Raw genomic sequence first — 20716 nt, forward strand, 5'->3', positions numbered from 1 at the left:
AAGCGATGAGCAACCAGCCGTACGAGGGCTACGACGCGGGGTACGACCCCTATCAGCAGCAGCCCCACCCGCAGCAGGCGCAGCAGCAGGGGTGGTACGACCCGAACGCCGCGTATCCGCAACAGCAGCAGCCCTACGCGCAGCAGTGGGAGGGGCAGCCCTACGGGGCCGCACAGCCCCTGCCGCCCGAGGCCCAGAGCTACGGGCCGCACGGTTACCCGGCGTCCGGGGCCGACGGCCGCGCCCATCCGTCGGGCCCCGGCGGCACGACCGCCCAGGGCGGCGGCTGGGCGGCGGACCAGGGCGGCGGCTGGGCGGCGGCAGCCCAGGGCGGCGGCTGGGCGGCGGCAGCCCAGGGTGGCGGCTGGGCGGCGGACCAGGGCGGCGGCGGTACCCGGACGACGACCGCGCCCCAGGCCCCGGTCGTCGACGTCTCCGCCCTCCCCGCCAACCAGCGGGCCCGGCTGGAGGGGCGTTCGCCGATCATCGAACCCGGGCTGCAGCCCGCCGCGCTGACGGCCGCGCTGGGGGCGCTGCTGGCCGGGGGCGCGGCTCTCGGGACGTACGCCCTGGTCGTACCGCTGGTGATCCTCCAGGGCGTGACGGCCGCGGGGTGGTTCCGGCTGAACGGCATGTGGCCGGCCCGTCAGGGCATCGCACTGGCTTTCCTGGGCGCGGTCACCGCGGACGTCGCGCTGCTCGTGGCAGGCCGGGAGCACGCGCCCGCCGCGATCCTTGGCACCCTCGGCGTGTGGGTGCTGCTCGCCCTCGTCCTGCAGCTGCGGTCGCACGCCGACCCGGACACGCGGATGCACGGCCTGATGGCGACCGTCGCCTCGGCCGCCTTGTCGATCGCCGCGGCCGGCCACCTCGCGGCCGCGCCGCACGCCGTCACCGTGGGCGCCGTGGCGGTCGCGGTGACGGTCCTCGCGCGGGCGCTGCCGCTGCCGACCGCGGCCTCCGTGGTCGTGGCCCTGCTGGCGGCGGCGGGTGCGGGTATCGCGATGGGCGGCGCCACCGGCCTCGGCAGCTCCGGGGCCTTCCTCGGTCTGGGCACGGGCGCGTGCGCCCTGATCGGCCACCGGGTGGCCTCCTACGACTATCCCTCGCGCTTCGTCCACTTCACGGCAGGCGTCGCTCTGCCGCTGACGGCGGCGGCGCCGGTGGTCTACCTGCTGGGGCGTGCCATCGGCTGACGGTGCCCGGCCGTGCGCGCCCGCTCGTACGGCCGGCCGCCGGATGCGTGTATGTCACAGGTGATCGACAATTCGGTGGCCGCCCGACCGTGCAGGGTTACAGTCGCGCTCGGCGGTCACCCGGCCGTCAGCGACCGCCGTTGTCGATGACGGCGAGGTGGGGGAACACCGAGAATGCGCGCACTGCGGATACTGCTGATCGTCGCCGTCGTCCTGGGCGTTCTCTTCGTGATCGTGGACCGCGTCGCGGTGCACTTCGCGGAGAGCGAGGCCGCCGACAAGCTGAGGACCACCCAGAACCTGGCCCAGACCCCGGACGTGTCCATCAAGGGCTTCCCCTTCCTCACCCAGATGGCGGGCGGTGAGCTGGACGACGTCGAGGTCGGTATCAAGAACTACCAGGCACCTACCGGCGACGGCGGCGAGCAGATCCGCATAGACGATCTGAACGCGGACATGAAGGACGTGAGGTTCTCCGGGGACTACAGCTCCGCCACCGCGGCCGATGCCACCGGCACCGCGCTCATCACGTACGACGAGCTGCTCAGGACGGCCAAGGCCGAGCCGACCCAGGCGGGGCCCGGTCTGACCGCCCGCGTGGTCGGCCTCTCGGACGGCGGCAACGGCAAGCTCAAGGTCGCGGTCGAGCCGACCTTCCTCGGCAAGAAGCTGCCCACGGTCTACGTGCTCAGCTCGGTCACCGTGCAGAACAACAAGATGAAGGTGCACGCCGACTCCCTGCCCAAGATCGCCGGCGTCGCGCCGGCCGAGGACCGGATACGCGCCGTCACCGACTTCCAGCAGGCGATCGACCAGCTGCCCGGCGGCATACGACTGGACAAGGTGCAGGCGGCACCCGCCGGTGTGGAGGTCACGGTGAAGGGTTCGGACGTCAAGCTCGCGGGGTAGTACGACACATGGCTGTGGACGGCGGGTGTCCGTAGAGCGAGACGCCCGCGTCCGTACGGCAGATGGGACGACGGCCCGGGACGCCCGGGGGCGGCGCCGTGGCAGTCGTGTCACTCGATCGCTCTCATATCGTGGACGATCGCATCTCACCATGTGACACCCCGGTGACACGTCCGGCGGTCCGTCCCTACGATCGACATCATGCAGCGACAGGCGGATCTCACGAAGCGGCGGGCAGTAGACCTGTGCCGTGTCGCCGCCATGCTCTGTCGCACTTCCTGAACGGGAGAGCGGTCTCCCGCATCCCCGGCCCCGGACCTGACACCGGGCCATCCGTGTGCCGTGTACGCCACCGCCAAGCCGCGTATCACACCCTTTCCGACTCGCACACCCCGCCGCAACTGCCCCGGAGGAGAAAGAGCATGAGCCGCAGCGACGTCCTGGTCGACGCCGATTGGCTGCAGGAGCACCTGGACGACTCCGACATCGCCGTCGTCGAGGTCGACGAGGACACGTCGGCCTACGACAAGAACCACATCAAGAACGCCGTCCGGATCGACTGGACGAAGGACCTGCAGGACCCGGTCCGCCGCGACTTCATCGACCAGGCCGGCTTCGAGAAGCTGCTGTCGGAGAAGGGCATCGCCAACGACACCCTGGTGATCCTCTACGGCGGCAACAACAACTGGTTCGCTTCCTACGCCTACTGGTACTTCAAGCTGTACGGCCACGAGAACGTGAAGCTCCTGGACGGCGGCCGCAAGAAGTGGGAGCTGGACGCCCGCGAGCTGGTCGACGGCACCGAGGTGCCCGCGCGTCCGGCCACCGAGTACAAGGCCAAGCCGCAGGACGCGTCCATCCGCGCCTTCCGTGACGACGTGCTCACCGCGATCGGCGTGCAGAACCTGGTGGACGTCCGCTCGCCCGACGAGTTCTCCGGCAAGCTGCTGGCTCCCGCGCACCTGCCGCAGGAGCAGTCGCAGCGTCCGGGCCACGTCCCGACCGCCCGCAACATCCCGTGGTCGAAGAACGCCAACGACGACGGCACCTTCAAGTCGGACGACGAGCTCAAGGAGCTCTACTCCGAGGAGAGCGTCGACCTGTCCAAGGACACCATCGCGTACTGCCGCATCGGTGAGCGCTCGGCGCTGACCTGGTTCGTCCTGCACGAGCTGCTCGAGGTCCCGAACGTCAAGAACTACGACGGCTCCTGGACCGAGTACGGCTCCCTCGTCGGCGTCCCGATCGAGCTCGGCGCCGCCAAGTAACCCGGGACCCCCGGACCTACCGACCTACCGAAGGAAGTACACATGTGTGGAGCGAAGGCCGGCGGCCCCGACGCCTCGACGATCAAGCCGGGTGAGACCACGATCCAGGGCCAGGTGACCCGCGACGGCGAGCCGGTCGTCGGGTACGTGCGCCTGCTGGACTCGACCGGCGAGTTCACCGCCGAGGTCCCGACCTCGGCGACCGGACAGTTCCGCTTCTACGCGGCCGAGGGCACCTGGACCGTACGCGCCCTGGTGCCGGGCGGCACCGCGGACCGCACGGTCGTCGCCCGGACGGGCGGCCTCGCGGAGGTCGCCATCGCCGTCTGACGGCACTCCACGACGGTCCGAGGGACCGTGCGTGCACGGCTGAAGGGCCGCATCCCCCGGGGGTTGGACGATCGCCGGCAGGGGTGCGGCCCTTCGGCATGTGCGGGCATAGCCTGGAGGTATGTACGCACGACGGCGTCACGTCTACTTCGCCATGATGGCCACCTGCATCGGGTTGTTCGTCCTGGCCTGGGGCGTCGTACGGCTGTGGTCCATTCCCGCAGCCGTGGGGATGTGCGTGGTCGCGATGGTGATCCCGCCGCTGGCGGCCATGGTGGCGAACCGTCGCGGCCCCGACGACCGCTGGTGGGACGACCCGTCCGGGGACCCGAAGTCCGACGAGTGGTGGGACGAGCTGGACGGCAAGAAGCGCCACTAGCCGGTGTCCGGCGCCCTTGCCGGGCACGCCTCAGTACACGAGTGCCTGGGTGTCCTCCGCCAGCGCCTCCTGGACGAACAGCTGCGAGCCCGCGATCCGTACGCCGTCGATGACGTCCTTCTCCGTGATGTCGCGGCGGGCCGCGCACTGGGTGCACAAGGTGATCCGCCCGGCCGCCATGATCGCCTCGATCAGGTCGGGCAGCGGCGCCGCGTGCGGAAGCTCGAACTCCGCGGCCCGGCCCGGCAGCGCGAACCACGAGGACTCACCGGTCAGCCAGAGCGAGACGTCGACTCCACTGGCCACCGCGACGGACGCCACGGTGAACGCCTGGGAGCAGCGCTCGGGTGCGTCCGATCCTGCCGTCACTTTGATCACGAGCTTCTTCGCCATGCCTGAATCGTAATCAACTCCTTTACAACTCCTAACGTTACCCATGGGTCTTCTGCGAGGCGCGGACACAAGATCGCGCTTCACGTTCCGTGGGGGGACGTCTTGGAAGAACAGGAAAGACCCGAAGGACAGCCGGAAAGTCCCGTCGTGGCACCGGAAACACCGGAAACACCGGAAGCACCGGAAGCGCGGGTGCCGGAAGGGACTGAGGGCCCGGCCGGAGGTTGGGAGCAGGCACCGGACGGGCCCGTGGACGGCGCACCCCGCCGTCGTCGGCGCGGCCGGACCGCCATGCTCATCGGCGGTGCCGCCGTCCTCGGCATCGTCGCCGGAACCTGCACGGGCTATGTCGTGCAAGCGGGCCGTACGCCCACGCCGCTGCCGCCGCTGTCCCAGCCGGTGGTCAAGCAGGCCAAGGGAGAGGCGGAGCCGCTGTCGGCCGCGCAGGACCGCCGTGTGAAGACCGACGGCGACTTGCGCAAGCTGCTGGTCGAGCGGCCGGCCGGGGCCCGGAAAGCCCCGTACTCGGTGAGTGACGACGGCTGGTTGAGCCTCGCCTCGTACGCGGAGACCTACGAGAAGCCGGACGAGGCCTTCCCCGACCAGATCGCGAGCGAGTTCCGGCGTGCGGCCATCACCTCCTGGCGGACGACCGACACGCACTACGTCGAGATCCACCTCGTCCAGTACCGGCAGGTGGAGGACCTGGACGCCGCGGATCAGGCGGAGAACGGATCGTACTGGGCGGAACGGGACTCCGGCTCGCACGGCTGGCCGATCCCCGGTACGGGCGACGGCATGGCATACGTGGACTCGACGCCCGACCAGAAGCCGGGCTACCTCCCGTTGTACTCGGCCGAGGCGCACGCCTGGCGCGGTGACATCTCCGTCGACGTCTTCGTCACCGACACCAAAGCGATCACCAAGAAAGAGATCATGAGCCTGGCCGAGCAGCAGATGGGACGGCTGTGAGCGAGAACCCGCAGAATCCCGCTCCCCTCGGACCCGTGGACGAGGCCGGACAGCCGGGGCTCGTGGCCCCGGCCGGAGACCCGTTCGCGGCGCCGGAGGCGGCCGCACCCGACAGTGCGCGACCCGCCCACCGCCGACGCGCCGGAGTGATCGCGGGAAGCGCCGTGCTGCTCCTCGCGGTGCTCGGCGGCGCCGGGTACACCGTGGTCACCGTTCAGAACGCCGACCGCGATCCGGGCGCGCCGGTCTGGCGCCTGCCGGAGGCCAAGGCGGAAAAGAAGGTCCATGCCGAGGCCACCGGCCTCAAGGGCATGCTGCTGCCCTTCGGCACCAACGGCTACGGTCGCGGTCCGGACATGGGCGAGTTCGGCTCGGACGCCGAGCTGAGCGGTAGGCAGGCCACCGAACTGCGCAAGGAGTCGCTCCGCACCCTGCCCCGCTCGCAGCGGCTGCAGCTGGAGAAGGAGATCGACAAGGAGCACATCCAGGGCATGGCGATGCGCAGCTACCTCAGTTCGGAGAGCGCGACCGTCTCCACCTCGTACGCGAAGGACGCCTTCACCGTCGAGATCGTGCTGTCCCGTATGGAGAGCCGGCGGACGGTGCGTTCCATCGCGGCCTTCCAGCAGGAGTTCCTCGGCGCCATGAAGGTGTTCCGGGCGGGGCCGACGATCGAGGGCCACAAGAACGCCCGCTGCTTCCTGCCGCCGACGGTCCGCGACGAGAAGATCGACCACATGGTCTGCTCCGCGTACGAGGGTGATGTCCTGGTCAGCGCCACCGTGTCCGGGGCCAAGCCACTGGACAAGAAGGGCGCGGCGGCCTTGCTCCGCGCACAACTGGACCGCATCAAGGACCCCGGGAGGCGGTATGACCGAGCAGCAGACCACGGATCAGCCGGTGGTGCCGGAGAGCCCGATGGATGCCGCGGCCATGCAGCCGATGGCCGCTCCCCCGGTGCCCGAGGCGGCTCCGGCGGCCGGCGGTGCCGGCGCGTTCGCTGTCGCCGGGCCGCCGCCCGCGAAGAAGGACCGCAGGGTACTGAGGGGCGTGCTGCGCTGGACCGCGGCGGTCGCCGTCTTCGCGGCGGTCGGCGCGTCCGCGGCGTTCGGCATCACGAGCATGGACCGTACGGACGTGCCCGGCCTCGCCACCGAGGCGGACGGGCGCTGGACCTTCCCCGAGATCGTCCGGCCGCCGCTGCCGTCAGGCAGCCCCGGTCCGTTCGCCGAGGCCAACGTGGTCGGCTCGCACTACGCCGACCTGCGTGCCCTGGTGCTGCCCGCCCCCGCGGGAGCTCAGGAGGACAAGGCGCTGCGCGGGAAGGACGGCTGGCTGCCGACCGAAAGCTTCCTCGCGGAGTACTCCGACAAGCAGGACCGCAAGGAGTTCGGCCAGCGGCTGACCGACGACGGTCTGCGGCACATCGCGGCCCGGGGCTGGACCACGCAGGACGGCACGCACACCCGGATCTATCTGCTCCACTTCGACACCGGGGCCGTCGCGGACGAACTGCGGACCGAACTGGCTCCCTACAGCGAGCCGGAGTACCCGTTGCGTGGAACCGAGGCCTCGGTCGCCGATGACGACTTCCCGGTCGCGTCCCGGGTCGTGGGGATCGAGCGCTTCGCGTACGCCGAGTCCAAGCCGTACGGGGCTGAGCAGGTTCGCCACGCCTACCTGGCCGCCGGTGACGTCCTTGCGCTGGTCGTCCAGTCCCGAAAGGGCGGTGCGAAGGCCGTGCCGTTCCAGCAGACGGTCGTCCTGCAGAGCGAGCTGTTGGGCTGAGCCGACCTCGGAGAGAGGGCCGGGTTCCACCCGACTAGAGTGGGACCCGGCTCTTGCGTACCCACCCTCGCCCACCAAGGAGCACCTGTGGAGATCTTCTTCGAAACCCTGCTGGTCCTGGTCTGCCTCGGCGTGCTCGCCTTCGCCGGACTGACCGTGAAGAAGCTGTACGAGGGCCAGCGCTGAGCCCCGTACCCCCGGTGTACACGACCTCCACTACGAAAAGCTGCTCATGATCGAGATTCCGTCCGACCTCCACAAGGACCTCGTCCCTCTGGCCTTCCTGCTGGGCAACTGGGCAGGGGCGGGCGTGCACGACTTCCCCGGCTCCGAGAAGTGCAACTTCGGCCAGGAGGTGTCCTTCACCCACGACGGGCGGGACTTCCTCGAGTACCACTCCCACAGCTGGGTGCTGGACGGCGAGGGGAACAAGGTCAGGCCGCTGGAGACCGAGGCCGGCTACTGGCGGATCGACGCGAACCGCAAGGTCGAGGTCACCATGGTCCGCGACGACGGGGTCGTCGAGGTCTGGTACGGCGAGCTGGCCGTGAAGAAGCCGCAGATCGACATCGCCACGGACGCCGTCGCCCGGACGGCGGCATCGGGCCCGTACACCGGCGGCAAGCGGCTGTACGGATACGTCAACAGCGATCTCATGTGGGTGGGTGAGAAGCAGACCCCCGAGGTCCCGCTGCGTCCCTACATGTCGGCCCATCTGAAGAAGGTCGTCACCCCGGAGGACGTCGAGCGCTGGGCGAAGGCGCTGCCCGACGACCTTCCGGACGACGGGATCGCCTTCTTCAAGTAGTTCTAGACTTTCCAGTGTGGTGAGCACCGATTGGAAGAGCGATCTGCGGCAGCGCGGCTACCGGCTGACCCCGCAGCGGCAACTCGTGCTCGAAGCCGTGGACACTCTGGAGCACGCGACCCCCGACGACATCCTCGGCGAGGTGAGGAAGACGGCGTCGGGGGTCAACATCTCCACCGTCTACCGGACCCTGGAGCTCCTGGAGGAGCTCGGTCTCGTCAGCCACGCCCACCTCGGGCACGGCGCGCCGACCTACCACCTCGCGGACCGGCACCACCACATCCACCTGGTCTGCCGTGACTGCATGAACGTCATCGAGGCCGACCTCGACGTGGCCGCCGAGTTCACCGCGAAGCTCCGCGACACCTTCGGTTTCCAAACCGATATGAAGCACTTCGCGATCTTCGGCCGGTGCCGGGACTGTTCCCTCAAGAATTCAACTACCCCATCGTAGGCTGGACGGTATGAAGAGTCCTCTGCTGTCCCTGCCCGGCGCCGTTCCCGGCGAGGGAGTGGACGAAGGCGTCGCCGCCCACTACGGCGACCTGTTCCGCGAGCAGCGTGCGCTTGCCGACGGCTCCGGATTCGTGGATCTCTCGCACCGCGGCGTCATCGCCGTCAGCGGCGAGGATCGGCTGAGCTGGCTGCACCTTCTGCTCACCCAGCACGTCAGCGAACTGCCGCCCCACCAGGCCACCGAGGCGCTCGTCCTGTCCGCGCACGGCCACATCGAGCACGCGCTGTACCTGGTGGACGACGGCAAGACGGTCTGGGCCCATGTCGAGCCCGGCACCCAGGCCGCCCTCGCCGCCTACCTGGAGTCGATGAAGTTCTTCTACCGGGTCGAAGTCGCCGACCGCACGGACGACTTCGCGGTCGTGCACCTGCCGGCCGGTTCCATCGCCGAGGCACCCGAAGGCGTCGTGGTCCGTGAGACCCCGCACGGCCGCGATCTCTTCCTCCCGCGCGCCGACCTGGAGTCGTACGCGGAGAAGAACAGTCCCGCGGCCGGGCTGCTCGCCTACGAGGCGCTGCGCGTCGAGCACCACCGCCCCCGCCTCGGCTTCGAGACCGACCACCGCACCATCCCGCACGAGCTGGGCTGGATCGGCTCGGCCGTGCATCTGCAGAAGGGCTGCTACCGCGGCCAGGAGACGGTCGCCCGGGTGCAGAACCTGGGCAAGCCGCCGCGCCGGCTGGTCTTCCTGCACCTCGACGGCAGTGAGGTCCACCTGCCGCCGCACGGCACCGAGCTGCACCTCGCGGACGAGGGCCCGGACGGACGCAAGATCGGCTTCGTGACGACCTCGGTACGCCACCACGAACTGGGCCCGATCGCCCTCGCCCTGGTCAAGCGGAACGTCCCGGTCGACGCCCGGCTGGTCGCGGACTCGACGGCGGCGGCACAGGAAGTGGTCGTGGAGCCGTAGGGCTCAGATCTCCAGCAGCACGGTGAACGGGCCGTCGTTCGCCAGTGACACGCGCATCTGCGCACCGAACCGGCCCGTCGCCACCGTCGCGCCCAGTGAACGGAGTTGGGCCACCACCTCGTCGACGAGCGGTTCGGCCACATCGCCCGGGGCGGCCGCGTTCCAGGTGGGACGGCGGCCCTTGCGGGCGTCGCCGTAGAGCGTGAACTGGCTGATCACCAGCAGCGGCGCGTCGATGTCGGAGCAGGACTTCTCGTCGTGCAGCATGCGGATCGACCAGAGCTTGCGGGCGAGCTGGGCCGCCTTCTCCTTGGTGTCCTCGTGCGTGACCCCGACGAGCACGCACAGGCCCTCACCGCTGATCTCGCCGACCGTCTCGCCGTCCACGACGACGCTCGCGCCGTCCACCCTCTGCACCACCGCACGCATGCCGACCATCATGCCGTGTCGCTCGAGGACACCGGGAAGCGGCCGTCCACGGTCCCCGGGTCTTCTCGCCACGGCCCACGAACGCATCCGCTCGATGTCCTGCGGTGATCTCTTAAGAGGGGATTCTTATCGGCCCCCAACCCCTCCATCCGGGGCAGATCAGGGACACTCGGTCACATAGCGGCCACTTCGGGTGGCACGATGCGTGTGTTGCGGCGCATCCGTGGGGGGTGCCGCTCCGGTCGAGGGGACGGTAAGTACATGAGCACAGCCAGTGCCGAGCAGCGGCCCGGAGGTGTGGCGCCCGCCGCCCGTACGGGAAACGCCGGGGAGTGCCGGGCGCCCGTGCAGCGCACGGACAGCCCGTCGCCCGCGGACCTGCCCGGACCCGACCTGTCCGCGCTGCTGCTGACCGAGTTGCGCGCGCTGCGCCGGGACGCGCAGCGGGACGAGGCCGATCTCAGCTACGTACGGCGGCTGCTCCAGGGCCGCATTGACATCCTGCGGGCGGAGCTCGCCCGGCGCGGCGGACGGATCCTCGAAGGGGTCGTGAACCGGCTCCCCGAGATCCTCAGGGACGCGCCCGCCCGCAACCGTTCCTCAGCCCGCCATGTGACGGTCGGCACACCGCACGGCGAGGAGTACCGGCGGCTGGCGGCCGAGATGCTCGCCGAGGTCGAGCTGTCGGACCTCCAGGCGCGTACGGACGAGGAGTTGGGCGCGGGCATGGGCCGACTCGTGCGGTACGAGCGGCAGGTCTCCCGGCGGCGGCAGCAGTTGCAGCGCACGGCGGACGACTGCAGCGCCGAAATCGCACGCAGGTACCGTGAGGGGGAAGCACAAGTAGACGACCTGCTCATGTGACGCGGAGGCCCCGGCGAACCCGGGGCCCCGAGTGTGCACGGCGGCCCCGGGACCCCGGCGGCCGCCTGCGACGCCGTGCCGGGTGGACCCCGCGGGCGGCACCGGGGCGGGTCCTCCCGTCCAGAAGGCCACCGCCCATGACGACGTCCGTACAGACCCTCCCGTCCGCTCCGTCCTCCGTGTCCCCGGTGCTCGCCGAGGTGGTGCGGTCCGGGTTCGTCGAGGGGCGGCACCGCGGAAGCCTGGTGCTGCTGGCAGCCGACGGTTCCGTGGAGTTCGCGATCGGTGACGTGAAGGCCCCGGTCTTCCCGCGCTCCTCCAACAAGCCGATGCAGGCCGCCGGCATTCTGCGGGCGGGCCTCGACCTGACCGGGGAACGGCTCGCGATCGCTGCCGCCAGCCACTCGGGCGAGGCGTTCCACCTGGACCTGGTGCGCACGATGCTCACCGAGCACGGTCTGACCGATGAGCGGCTGCAGTGCCCGCCGGATCTGCCGCTCGACCCCGCGGAGGCGGAGGCGTTCCTGGCCTCCGGCGCCGTCCGCGAGCGGGTCGCCATGAACTGTTCCGGCAAGCACACCGCGATGCTGGCGGCCTGCGCGCTGCGGGGTTGGCCGATGGACTCGTACCTCGATCCCGCGCACCCGTTGCAGCAGCTGATCCACTCGGTGGTGGAGGAGGCGGCCGGGGAGTCCGTGGCGGCGGTCGGTACGGACGGCTGCGGGGCGCCGCTGATGGCGATCAGCCTCGTCGGCCTGGCTCACGCCTTCCGCTCCTTCGTCCTGGCGGCGCCCGGCACGCCGGAACGCCGCGTGGCGGACGCGATGCACGCCCACCCGGAGTACGTGGCGGGCACGCGCCGTCCCGACACCTGGCTGATGCGCGAGATTCCCGGCGCCCTGTCGAAGATGGGCGCGGAGGCGGTCCAGGCGGTGGCCCTCCCGAACGGCCGGGCCATGGCCTTCAAGGTGGACGACGGCGCGACCCGGGCACTGGGCCCGGTCCTGGCCCGCGCTCTGAACCTGATGGGCATCGACGCCCCGGTGGTGGACCGCATAGGCAAGGCACCGCTGCTGGGCGGGGAGCGTGAGGTCGGGGAGATACGAGCGGTGTTCTAGGCCGTTCGGTGATGCGGCCGTGGCCTCGTTCTTGAGCGAAGGGCCTTGAGAGGACGGCGTGCGCTGCCGCTGGCCGGCCCGCGCTCATTCGGCCGTGCCGGCCCTCGTCCTCGGCCGGTCCGGTGGACGGTGGCTCCTGGGCGGACAGGGGCGTCAGTGCGACAGGGGGTTCCTGGGCGGCCGGAGGCCCTTCTGGTCCGGGGCTCGGCGTGCGCCCGCGGGACGCCAGGAGGCCGAGGTCTGCGGGGTGTGCGGGGCGGCGCCCCGGGACGGGGCTCCTGGGCGGCCGGAGGCCCTTCTGGTCCGGGGCTCGGCGTGCGCCCGCGGGACGCCAGGCGGCCGAGGCTCGCGGGGTGTCCGGGGCGGCCGGCCGCGAGGGCGGTAGGGCGGCACCGCCCTGCTCCGCGCGCGGGAAATCCGCGCGACACCCTGCTGACCGTCCCCCTAGCGTGTTCACATGAGCCGCAGCGAGGACATCGACGTACGCCCGATCACCGAACCCGAGATCCGGGACTGGAGCCGCGCCCTCAGCACCGGCTTCCTCCAGCCCCCGCACCCCTCGGACCACGACGTCGCCGACTTCGGCACGTACATCATCCCGTCCCGCACCCTCGGCGCCTTCGACGACGGTCGCTGTGTGGCCACCTTCCGCTCCTTCCCGCAGGAGCTCACCGCCGTCGGGGGCGCGCCCGTCCCCGCCGACGCCATCACCAACGTCTCCGTCACCGCCACCCACCGCCGCCGCGGCATCCTCAGCCGCATGATGGCGCGGGACCTCGCCGCAGCGAAGGAGCGCGGTGACGTGGTCGCCACACTCATCGCCGCCGAGTACCCCATCTACGGCCGCTACGGCTTCGGCCCGGCCACCCACACCGCCGAGTGGACCGTGGACGTTCCGCGTACCGGCCTCGACCGCCACCGCCCCGCCCCGGACGACGGCGGCCGTATCGACCTCGTGGACGGCTCCGACGTACGCAAGCTCGGCCCCGAGCTCCACGAGCGCCTCCGCCGCAGCCGGCCCGGCGTGGTCACCCGCGACGAGCGCTGGTGGCAGAAGCACACGGGCGTGATCCGTCTGGACGCCCGGCCCTGGACCGAGCCGTTCTACGCCGTTCACCGCTCCGCGTCCGGCGAGGTCGACGGCCTCGCCACGTATGTGTGCGACGACCACTGGGGCGACGACAAGAGGCCTCTGAACACGGCGAAGGTCAGAAGCCTGATCACCACCGGCCCGGCCGCCGAGCGTGCCCTGTGGCACTACCTCTGCTCGATCGACTGGGTCACCGCGGTCAAGTCGGGGTACCGGGCCCCGGACGATCTGCTGCCGCACCTCCTGCCGGACCCGCGCGCCGCGCGTCTCACCACGTACGCGGACTGGTTGTGGGTGCGGATACTCGACGTCGCAAGGGCACTGGAGGCACGCACGTACGACGCCCGGGGCACGCTCGTCCTGGAGATCGTCGACGAGGCGGGGCTGGCCTCGGGCCGCTACCTGCTGGAGGCGGGACCGGACGGCGCGACCTGCGTGCCGACCGACCGGGAGCCCCATCTGACCATGCTTGTGGCCGAGTTGGCGACGCTGTGGCTGGGCGACGAGTCCGCGGTCCGGCTCGCGGCGCTCGGGCGCGTGCGGGAACAGCAAAAGGGCGCCGCCCTTGTCGCCGACGCCCTGCTGCGTACATCCAGGCGACCGTGGTGCCCGGACATCTTCTGAGCCCTTGCGGGCCCTTGGGTGGCACTCCTTCCGTGCGGGTGGTGGCATTCCTTGCTGTGCATCCGTAGCGATTCAGTTGTGGTTGTGAGGGTGCGGGCGATGGCGACCGACCGAGCTCCCGGCTCCCCTCCGGAAGGGAGTCCGATCAGTCGTCCTGCCGGCTTGAGCACCTGGCGTTCCCGTCCCGGGAACGTGACCAACCTCCCGAAAGTAGGACCATGTCTCGCAAGGCCGCTCAAGCTTGCTCAACTCGCCGAAGTTGGCGACCAACTTCAATTGAGTTATCTCCAGCTGGAGTCGTCTCATAACCACCTATCGCTGAACTGCCCAAAGATGGCGTGAAGTTGTAATGTTTCGCCGTGGAGCCGGAAGGTGCCGCCGTCAACGGGCGGGAGAGGTCACAACGGCCACAGAGGTCACACCACGACGTGGCCGACGAGCTGCGCAGCCGGATCAGGTCCGGAGCGCTGCGGCCGGGCCAGCGCATGCCCACGCAGGCCAAGCTGGCGGACGAGTTCGGCGTGGAACGGGGAGCGGTGCGCCAGGCGCTGCGCATCCTGCAGTCGGAGCATCTGCTCACCAATGTGTCCAAGGGCAGCCCGGCCACCGTCGCACGGTTCGTGGGCGGGGTGCCGTCCGGCCTCGAGGCGACGCCGCAGCCCACGATGGTGGCGCTCGCCCCACGGATATCCGCCGCCTTCGCGGCTCCGCACGTGGAGATAGACGCCCTGTGCCTGACGTCGGTGTCGCTGACGCTCGCGATGAGCGAGCCGTTGCGCGCGATTCACGCGGGGCGCATCAAACCGGCCAAAGTCGATGTGCGTGTCCTGCTGCCGAGCGGCCGGATCGAGTTGGCGTTCCCCGCGCCGGTGGAGGACACGGACGACGGCCGACTGCGCCGGCGCTGGCTGGCCCAGCGCAACGCACAGGGCCAGGTACTCAGACACAACCTGCTGACACTGCGCAGCACGCACGGCATCGATGTGCACGTATCCTTCCGCGCGCTGCCCTTCACTCCGCCCGTGAAGCTGTACCTGCTCAACGGGGCGGAGGCGCTGTTCGCCTACTACACGGTGACCCGCCGCGGCGCAGAGATCGACCACAAGTACCTGGAGATGTACGACGCGGAGGGCACCCAGTCCATGTTGTTCCCCTTCGCGCAGGGGACGGGCCTACGGGACACGACCTTCGTGGAGCAGTCGCATCTGTGGTTCAACGCGCTGTGGGAGACCATCAGTTCGGAGCTGGAGTTCGAAAGCTAGCCGCCCCCTTGTTCGCGGGGCGGGTTGTTCACAGGGCGGGCTGGGTGACCGTCAGGGCGAGGACCACGGCCCCGACGGAGCTGCAGGTGGGGCTCTTCGCCTTGACGCCGACGGTGAGCAGCAGCAGGCCGATCATGCCCATCGTGCCGTACTTCCACTGGACGAACTGGTCGAAGCCGACGACGAAGAGGGCGGAGAGGAGTGCGAGGGCGGGCACGGCGGCACCTCTTTCCTGAAGTTCGGATCTCCCGGATCCGGGGGACGGGGCAGCGGGGGAACGAGCCGTGTGCATGGGATGACTACCTGCGGTTGATTGGCGAGAGGAGGCAAATCCTCCGCCAACTCGGTAGAGTTGGCTACCAACTCCATTGAAGTTATCCCCAGTTGGTATCTACTTATAAACAATCATCAGACAACTCCACATAGATGGACGTGGGTTGTAGCGTTTGGTCGTGACCCAGGAGAACGTCGCAGTGAACGGCAGCAGAAGACTCTCGCCACAGGAGATCGCCGACACGTTGCGGGACCGCATCCGTACCGGCGACCTGAAGACGGGCGACCGCCTGCCCACCCAGGCCGAGCTGGCCGAGGAGTTCGGAGTGGAGCGGGGCACGGTCCGCCAGGCCCTGCGCGCCCTCCAGGAGGACGGCCTGCTCAGCAATGTCACCAAGGGCAGCCCGCCCAGGGTCGCGGAACCGCAGCCGGTCAGGGACGAGCCCCAGCCGACGATGGTGGCCCTGGCCCCGCGGCTGACGGAGGCGTTCGCGGCGCCGCACGTCCGTATAGACGCGGCCTGTCTGACCGCGGAGACGCTGATGCTGGCGCTCGGCGAACCGGTCCGCCTGATCCACGAGGGCCGTATCCGCCCCCAGTCGATCGACGTGCGGATCCTCCTGCCCTCCCGGGACATCAACCTGGCGTTCCCGATCTCGGTCAAGAGCGCCGGCGACGAGGACCCGGTCCACCGGCGCTGGCTCGAGCAGCGCAACGCCCAGGGCCACGTCCTGCGCCACAACCTCCAGGCCCTGCGCACATCGCACAAGATCGACGTCCATGTGGCGTTCCGGGCGCTCCCCTTCACACCACCGGTGAAGCTGTACCTCCTCAACGGTTCGGAAGCCCTGATCGCGTACTACATGCTCACCAAGCGCGAGGAGGAGGTGGGGAGCCAGACCCTGGAGATGTACGACACCTGGGGCACCACGTCCCTCCTGTTCTCCTTCGAGCGCAGGACGAGCCAGCGGGACGCGGCGTTCGTCGACCAATCCCAGAAGTGGTTCGACGCCCTCTGGGAAACCATCACGACGGACCTGACACTCTCCTAGTGACTCCTGACACGACGCAGACTGATCCGGTGACAGAACTGACGGAACAACTCCGCGAACTGATCACCAGCGCGCGCTTCGTCCTCTTCGACTTCGACGGGCCGATCTGCCGGCTGTTCGCGGGCTACTCGGCGTCGGAGATCGCACGGGAACTCGTGGAGCGACTGGAGGCGCAGGGGCTCCTGAGGCTGCTGACCGAGGAGGAGAAGGAGGACCCCGACCCGCAGGCGGTTCTGCACGCGGTGGATCAGCGGCACCGGGGGAGCGACCTGGTGGCCGACCTGGAGGAGATGCTCACCCAGCGGGAACTGAGGGCCGTCTCCAGCGCGCAGCCCACCCCGTACGCCGACCCGCTGATACGCACCTGGACCGCGCTCGGCGCCCGGCTCGCCGTCACCACCAACAATTCCGCGCGCACGGTCTCCGCGTACCTGACGCATCGCGGACTCGCCGAATGCTTCACTCCGCACATCTACGGCCGCACCCACGAACTCCACCAGCAGAAGCCGGACCCGTACCACCTGAACCGGGCCCTGCAGGCGATGGGAGCGGCTCACAGGGCCACCCTGATGATCGGAGACACCCCGTCCGACTTCCAGGCCGCTGAACAGGCGGGCGTGCCCTTCCTCGGCTATGCGCGCAACGAGGACAAGGAGAAACTCCTCAGCGACGCGGGCGCCCAGGTGATCGTGCGCTCGCTGGAGTCGGTGCTGCGGGTCCTGCGCGCACAGGCCTGATCCGCCGCCGCGCTCTCGCGCCGATTGCTCGCGCGATTGGACTGGTTGACTGGGTGGGTGGCCGGGCGATCCTCAGGCCTGCGACATCAGAAGAACGAAGAGCACGGCGCCGGCAGACAGACATGCCGTGTTCCGGGCCCGCGCTCCGACGCCGATGAAGAAGAGACAGAGGGCTCCCCACACGCCGTATCGGGAGACGAAGACCTGCTGGAGCTCTATGAGCAGTACGCGGTAGAGCAGTTCAAGGACGACCATGACTCCCCCGGGTAGCCTCTGGTGCAGAGAAGCGATCAACCTTCGGTCCTATTGGACTGGTTGACTTAATCTGGTCATCCCCTTGAAGGTTGATCGGTTAACTGGCAGGCCGGTTGGGATGCTTATTTGACTGAAACTGGTTTGCTTGTCAGTCGGGAGCGGTACGGTCGGCGTGTGGGTGGCGAGCGCATCGGTGACGAGGGCGGCGGCAGGGAGTTCGAGCGGGTCTCGAACGAACTGCGGTCCCGCATCGTCGTCGGCCGCTACGCACCTCGCTCGCTGCTGCCGACCCAGCGTGAGCTCGCCGACCAGTTCGGTGTCTCGCGCGACACCGTGCAGCGAGCGCTGGCGAAGCTGAGGGACGAAGGCCTCATCGAGTCCCGGCAGGGCAGCGGGTCCCGTGTGGTCTCCACGGGCGAGCAGCAGCCGGAGCCGGCGGGTAAGCCTCGTCCGGACGCGACGGCGCCCGTCCGGCGGTCGCACAGCACGGTCTCATCGCGGATCTCCGAGGCGTTCCAGCAACCCGAGGTGACGCTCGACGTCTTCACGCTGACGTCCGAGTCCCTGGACTCGAGTATCACCTTGCAGGGAGAACGGATCCGGACCGGGGAGATCGCACCGCAGCGCATAGCCCTGCGCATGCTGATTCCCGCCGAGGACCTTCCTCTGCCCTATCTGCGGGCCCTCGCGGACCCGAAGGACGTACGCCCCCTGGAGCGCCTGCGGAAGATCGCGCACGACAGCACGACGTCGCTGCGGAGGAAGCTCGAGGAACTACGGGCTCAGGGCCACGTCCCGCAGGTCGACGTGAGCATCCGGTACGTCGCCATCCCGCCGCCCTTCAAGCTCTATCTCCTGAACGGCCGTGAAGCGCTGTTCGGTATGTACGAGGTGATCCAGCGGCCCATCGTGCTGCCGACGATGGAGGAGATAGACGCGATCGACGTCGATGGACTCGGGGCCCGTCTGCTGCACTTCGAGAAGAGCGAGGACCCGGACTTCTACGGGACGGCGTTCGTGGACCGCATGCAGTCCTGGTTCGACTCGGTCTGGGACCTCATCGCCATCGATGCGCAGGGATGACCCGGGGACTGGGTCGCGGCCTCGCGGAGAAGTTCTGCCGCTGCACCGATGAGCGGGGCGTAGGAGCTGATCACACCCTCCGGCCGCAAGGCGTCCAATTCCCGGGCGCGCGACTCCGCTTGCGCGTAACCGAGGAAGAGCACTCCCGCCTCGCGCGCCGCCAAGAAGTCGGTCACCTGGTCGCCGATCAGCAGCACCGCGTCCGATTCCACCGCGGAAAGGCGCCGCAGGGCACGCAGGACCGGATCGGGATGCGGCTTCATGCGGCGCGGATCCCTGGGGTCCCGGCCGTAGATGCCGTCGAACTTCGGCTCGAGGCCGGTTCGCTCCAGAAAGGCCCGCACCACCCCCGGGGCATTGTTGGTCACGACCAGCAGCCGTTTCCCGAGGGCATGCAGTGCGTCCACCAAGATGTGCACGCCGTCGACGGCCCCGGCGGACGCCACCGCCGCGTATTCGTGCTTCTTGACGATGGTGTCGGCCCAGACGGGCGGTCCGCCGAGCGCGCTCTGCCCGTACCGGTCCAGCATCCCGGCGAGCTCGCGAAGCATGCCGTGAGAGTCGGTGCACGCCTCGGCCCCGGCGTCCAACAGGTTCCATTCCTGCCGGGCCCTGACCTTGACCTCGTCGGCGATGGACGCGGTCGACCGCCCCCGGAAGAGGTCGCACAGGGGGCCGTCGAAGTCGAACAGCACGGCGCGCACACGGTTCAGAAGCCCTTTCAGGGTCTCCTGGTCGGTGAGTACGTCGTGCGTGCCTCCACTGGTGATCACCTCGTCAGTGTCGACGACCGTGCCATTCGGCGGGAGCAGGCGCGCGGCGTTCGTAGGTGCGAGGACCGGGGGCGACCACCATGCCGGGCCACACGGTTGGCGTATGCCAGGTCGTTCGTTCCGCCACGGGGGCGACCGACACGCTGCAAGAATCCTTTCTGGCACCATGCTCACCGCGGGGGAGTACCGTGCATCACTTCCGCACCACGGGTGCGCTTTCAGGCCAGGGAACGAACGATGTCAGCCGAACGTGTCTCTTTCGCCGCGCGGGATCGCGCCACCGAGATGAGCGCTGATCCGGGCGCGGTCGAAGGGCCGCTTGCGGGTTATCACCACGAGACCTATGTGATCCCCTTGCCCGCCGCGATCACCGGGTCCTACTCCATGCGGGGCAAGTGCCGGGAGCCGCGCAGCAACCTGCTCTGGTTCGACCGCCGGTGCTTCGCGTCGGAGGAAACGCTGCTGCTCGCTCTCCAGGGCCGTATCTCGGGCATCCCCGAACTCATCGAAGTCGCCGACGGGGTGCGCCTGCAGAGGTTCATCGAAGGGGAGACGCTCGGGACGCGGTACGCATCCGGCACGGAGGTTCCCGACGGCATCACGGCCCAGATCCTGCGCCTGTTCCGCCAGATGGCCAAGGTGACGCCGACGTCGCTGGAGGTGGAGCGCGAGTGCAGGCCCGAGGACCGGCCTGCCGACGGGGACACCGAGGGGTTCCTGGAGCGCCTCATCTGTTTCGCCGAAGAGCGCGTGTACCGGGACAACCTGACCAGGTTCCCGGACCTGTTCGCCTCGCTGGGGCTCGACGGATCGTCCTTCGACCGGCTCAGAGAGCGTGTCGCCGGCCTGAGCGAGCGGCCCTTCTGCCTGCTGCACGCCGATCTGCACCGGGAGAACTTCATCGTCGACGACCTGGGCGGGCTGTGGGCCATCGACTGGGAACTGGCGATGTTCGGTGACCCTCTCTACGACCTGGCCACTCATCTGTATCTGATGCGCTATCCGAAGGCGCAGCACGATCTGATGGCCAAGCGGTGGTGCGAGGCGATGGAAGAGGAGAGAGAGGGAAGCACGAACGGCTGGGAAGAGGATCTCCCCAGACTGCTCGACTTCAAGCGGGCCCAGTCCGTGTTCACCGACGTCATCCGCGCCACCCAGCTCCTGGACTCCTGGCCGGAGGCCGGCGAACCCGTCCTGGAGGAGGAGGCCCACAAGGTGCACCAGGTGCTGACCGCCGCCGAGAAACCCCTCGGTCTCGCCCACGTGCCGGACCTGGACCGTGTCACATCGTCGCTCGCCCCGTGGGCGACGAACGGGCGCACAGCCCGGGAAGCGATGGATCCGGCTTTCCGGGAGCAGGGCCACCCGGTGGCGTTCTGACGCGTGCGCGTCCGGGTCGAACCACTTACCCGAAGACCTCCTTCGGGTGATTGTCCTTCGGGGTTCACACCCTTCTCATGTACGTCGAGGAAGGTGCGCTTGTGCCTTCCGGGTGCCCGTGTCGGCGCCGATCCGTGGGGTATGCGAGGCCTGTCACCGGTTCGTTCGTCACTCGTCCGCGTGGTGGTGCCTCGGCTTGTCGCCGTCCAGGCGGGGGTGTCAGGTACGTCGACCGTGCGACACCGCGCGTGGCGAAGCGCACTTTTGCAAGCAGGTGCTTGCAATTGTTAGCGCCGGTGCGGC

At 69.4% G+C, this 20716-nt stretch carries 25 protein-coding genes; 19 read left to right on the top strand and 6 right to left on the bottom strand.

Annotated elements, in window-relative coordinates; genetic code table 11:
* Window positions 1–5: 5 nt before the first annotated feature.
* The 6 genes from ACQEXA_RS30355 (at window position 6) to ACQEXA_RS30380 (ending at window position 4082) form a co-directional block, all read left to right on the top strand.
* On the top strand, window positions 6–1196 hold the full coding sequence (locus tag ACQEXA_RS30355) for a hypothetical protein (RefSeq protein WP_432929593.1): 1191 nt from the start codon (window positions 6–8) through the stop codon (window positions 1194–1196).
* Window positions 1197–1370: 174 nt separating this feature from the next.
* Window positions 1371–2105 (top strand): LmeA family phospholipid-binding protein, encoded by a 735-nt coding sequence (locus ACQEXA_RS30360; RefSeq protein WP_432929591.1) that lies wholly within the window; start codon window positions 1371–1373, stop codon window positions 2103–2105.
* 201 nt (window positions 2106–2306) lie between these two features.
* Window positions 2307–2387, top strand: a complete 81-nt coding sequence (locus tag ACQEXA_RS30365; protein WP_355139345.1) for a putative leader peptide — start codon at window positions 2307–2309, stop codon at window positions 2385–2387.
* A 140-nt stretch (window positions 2388–2527) separates the two neighbouring features.
* A complete protein-coding gene (locus tag ACQEXA_RS30370) occupies window positions 2528–3373 on the top strand; it encodes a sulfurtransferase (RefSeq protein ID WP_432929589.1) in 846 nt (281 codons plus the stop codon).
* Window positions 3374–3415: 42 nt separating this feature from the next.
* Window positions 3416–3703, top strand: a complete 288-nt coding sequence (locus ACQEXA_RS30375; RefSeq protein WP_134033173.1) for a DUF1416 domain-containing protein — start codon at window positions 3416–3418, stop codon at window positions 3701–3703.
* A 121-nt stretch (window positions 3704–3824) separates the two neighbouring features.
* Window positions 3825–4082, top strand: coding sequence for a DUF3099 domain-containing protein (locus ACQEXA_RS30380; RefSeq protein WP_359406063.1), 258 nt, complete (start codon window positions 3825–3827; stop codon window positions 4080–4082).
* A gap of 30 nt (window positions 4083–4112) precedes the next feature.
* Here the strand turns inward: ACQEXA_RS30380 and ACQEXA_RS30385 are convergent, their stop codons facing one another.
* Window positions 4113–4475, bottom strand: coding sequence for a DsrE family protein (locus ACQEXA_RS30385; protein ID WP_360993093.1), 363 nt, complete (start codon window positions 4473–4475; stop codon window positions 4113–4115).
* A gap of 192 nt (window positions 4476–4667) precedes the next feature.
* On the opposite strand from ACQEXA_RS30385, the gene ACQEXA_RS30390 reads away from it, so the two are divergent.
* Window positions 4668–5447, top strand: coding sequence for a hypothetical protein (locus tag ACQEXA_RS30390; RefSeq protein ID WP_432929586.1), 780 nt, complete (start codon window positions 4668–4670; stop codon window positions 5445–5447).
* A 505-nt stretch (window positions 5448–5952) separates the two neighbouring features.
* Here the strand turns inward: ACQEXA_RS30390 and ACQEXA_RS30395 are convergent.
* The gene (locus ACQEXA_RS30395) at window positions 5953–6255 is read right to left on the bottom strand and encodes a hypothetical protein (RefSeq protein ID WP_432929584.1); all 303 of its coding nucleotides are present in this window, start codon (window positions 6253–6255) and stop codon (window positions 5953–5955) included.
* A gap of 62 nt (window positions 6256–6317) precedes the next feature.
* Between ACQEXA_RS30395 and ACQEXA_RS30400 the strand changes: the two genes are divergently transcribed.
* The 4 genes from ACQEXA_RS30400 (at window position 6318) to ACQEXA_RS30415 (ending at window position 9473) form a co-directional block, all read left to right on the top strand.
* On the top strand, window positions 6318–7235 hold the full coding sequence (locus tag ACQEXA_RS30400; protein ID WP_432929582.1) for a hypothetical protein: 918 nt from the start codon (window positions 6318–6320) through the stop codon (window positions 7233–7235).
* Between the two features lie 232 nt (window positions 7236–7467).
* Window positions 7468–8043 carry an FABP family protein gene (locus tag ACQEXA_RS30405; RefSeq protein WP_432929580.1) on the top strand — a complete coding sequence of 192 codons (576 nt, stop codon included), beginning with the start codon at window positions 7468–7470 and terminating at the stop codon, window positions 8041–8043.
* 16 nt (window positions 8044–8059) lie between these two features.
* On the top strand, window positions 8060–8497 hold the full coding sequence (locus ACQEXA_RS30410) for a Fur family transcriptional regulator (RefSeq protein ID WP_432929578.1): 438 nt from the start codon (window positions 8060–8062) through the stop codon (window positions 8495–8497).
* 10 nt (window positions 8498–8507) lie between these two features.
* A complete protein-coding gene (locus ACQEXA_RS30415; protein WP_432929576.1) occupies window positions 8508–9473 on the top strand; it encodes a YgfZ/GcvT domain-containing protein in 966 nt (321 codons plus the stop codon).
* Between the two features lie 3 nt (window positions 9474–9476).
* On the opposite strand, the gene dtd is transcribed toward ACQEXA_RS30415, so the two are convergent.
* On the bottom strand, window positions 9477–9902 hold the full coding sequence (gene dtd / locus ACQEXA_RS30420; RefSeq protein ID WP_433131653.1) for a D-aminoacyl-tRNA deacylase: 426 nt from the start codon (window positions 9900–9902) through the stop codon (window positions 9477–9479).
* Window positions 9903–10163: 261 nt separating this feature from the next.
* Between dtd and ACQEXA_RS30425 the strand changes: the two genes are divergently transcribed.
* The 4 genes from ACQEXA_RS30425 to ACQEXA_RS30440 all read left to right on the top strand — a co-directional run bounded on the left by ACQEXA_RS30425 (window position 10164) and on the right by ACQEXA_RS30440 (window position 14860).
* Window positions 10164–10766, top strand: a complete 603-nt coding sequence (locus ACQEXA_RS30425) for an RsiG family protein (protein ID WP_432929574.1) — start codon at window positions 10164–10166, stop codon at window positions 10764–10766.
* Between the two features lie 137 nt (window positions 10767–10903).
* Window positions 10904–11884: an asparaginase gene (locus tag ACQEXA_RS30430; RefSeq protein WP_432929572.1), complete on the top strand. Its 981-nt coding sequence runs from the start codon at window positions 10904–10906 to the stop codon at window positions 11882–11884.
* A gap of 457 nt (window positions 11885–12341) precedes the next feature.
* Window positions 12342–13598: a GNAT family N-acetyltransferase gene (locus ACQEXA_RS30435; protein ID WP_432929570.1), complete on the top strand. Its 1257-nt coding sequence runs from the start codon at window positions 12342–12344 to the stop codon at window positions 13596–13598.
* Window positions 13599–14026: 428 nt separating this feature from the next.
* A complete protein-coding gene (locus ACQEXA_RS30440; protein ID WP_432929568.1) occupies window positions 14027–14860 on the top strand; it encodes a winged helix-turn-helix domain-containing protein in 834 nt (277 codons plus the stop codon).
* A 28-nt stretch (window positions 14861–14888) separates the two neighbouring features.
* Here the strand turns inward: ACQEXA_RS30440 and ACQEXA_RS30445 are convergent, their stop codons facing one another.
* Window positions 14889–15077, bottom strand: coding sequence for a hypothetical protein (locus ACQEXA_RS30445; protein ID WP_432929566.1), 189 nt, complete (start codon window positions 15075–15077; stop codon window positions 14889–14891).
* A gap of 229 nt (window positions 15078–15306) precedes the next feature.
* Between ACQEXA_RS30445 and ACQEXA_RS30450 the strand changes: the two genes are divergently transcribed.
* Window positions 15307–16185, top strand: coding sequence for a GntR family transcriptional regulator (locus ACQEXA_RS30450; protein WP_433131655.1), 879 nt, complete (start codon window positions 15307–15309; stop codon window positions 16183–16185).
* Window positions 16134–16922 (top strand): HAD family hydrolase, encoded by a 789-nt coding sequence (locus ACQEXA_RS30455; RefSeq protein WP_432929562.1) that lies wholly within the window; start codon window positions 16134–16136, stop codon window positions 16920–16922. Before ACQEXA_RS30450 ends, ACQEXA_RS30455 begins: the two co-directional genes overlap by 52 nt.
* 72 nt (window positions 16923–16994) lie before the next feature.
* On the opposite strand, the gene ACQEXA_RS30460 is transcribed toward ACQEXA_RS30455, so the two are convergent.
* Window positions 16995–17216 (bottom strand): hypothetical protein, encoded by a 222-nt coding sequence (locus tag ACQEXA_RS30460; RefSeq protein ID WP_433131657.1) that lies wholly within the window; start codon window positions 17214–17216, stop codon window positions 16995–16997.
* Window positions 17217–17351: 135 nt separating this feature from the next.
* Between ACQEXA_RS30460 and ACQEXA_RS30465 the strand changes: the two genes are divergently transcribed.
* Entirely contained in the window at window positions 17352–18260 is a 909-nt protein-coding gene (locus tag ACQEXA_RS30465) for a winged helix-turn-helix domain-containing protein (protein ID WP_432929558.1), read from the top strand.
* Here ACQEXA_RS30465 and ACQEXA_RS30470 read toward each other — a convergent pair.
* The gene (locus tag ACQEXA_RS30470; RefSeq protein ID WP_432929556.1) at window positions 18179–19033 is read right to left on the bottom strand and encodes an HAD family hydrolase; all 855 of its coding nucleotides are present in this window, start codon (window positions 19031–19033) and stop codon (window positions 18179–18181) included. The two genes, ACQEXA_RS30465 and ACQEXA_RS30470, sit on opposite strands and share 82 nt — an antisense overlap.
* A 237-nt stretch (window positions 19034–19270) precedes the next feature.
* Here ACQEXA_RS30470 and ACQEXA_RS30475 point away from each other — a divergent pair, with 237 nt between their 5' ends.
* The gene (locus ACQEXA_RS30475) at window positions 19271–20413 is read left to right on the top strand and encodes a phosphotransferase (protein WP_361825414.1); all 1143 of its coding nucleotides are present in this window, start codon (window positions 19271–19273) and stop codon (window positions 20411–20413) included.
* Window positions 20414–20716: the final 303 nt, after the last annotated feature.

Source organism: Streptomyces sp. CA-106110, from assembly GCF_050936285.1.
In the GTDB taxonomy this organism is placed as follows: domain Bacteria; phylum Actinomycetota; class Actinomycetes; order Streptomycetales; family Streptomycetaceae; genus Streptomyces.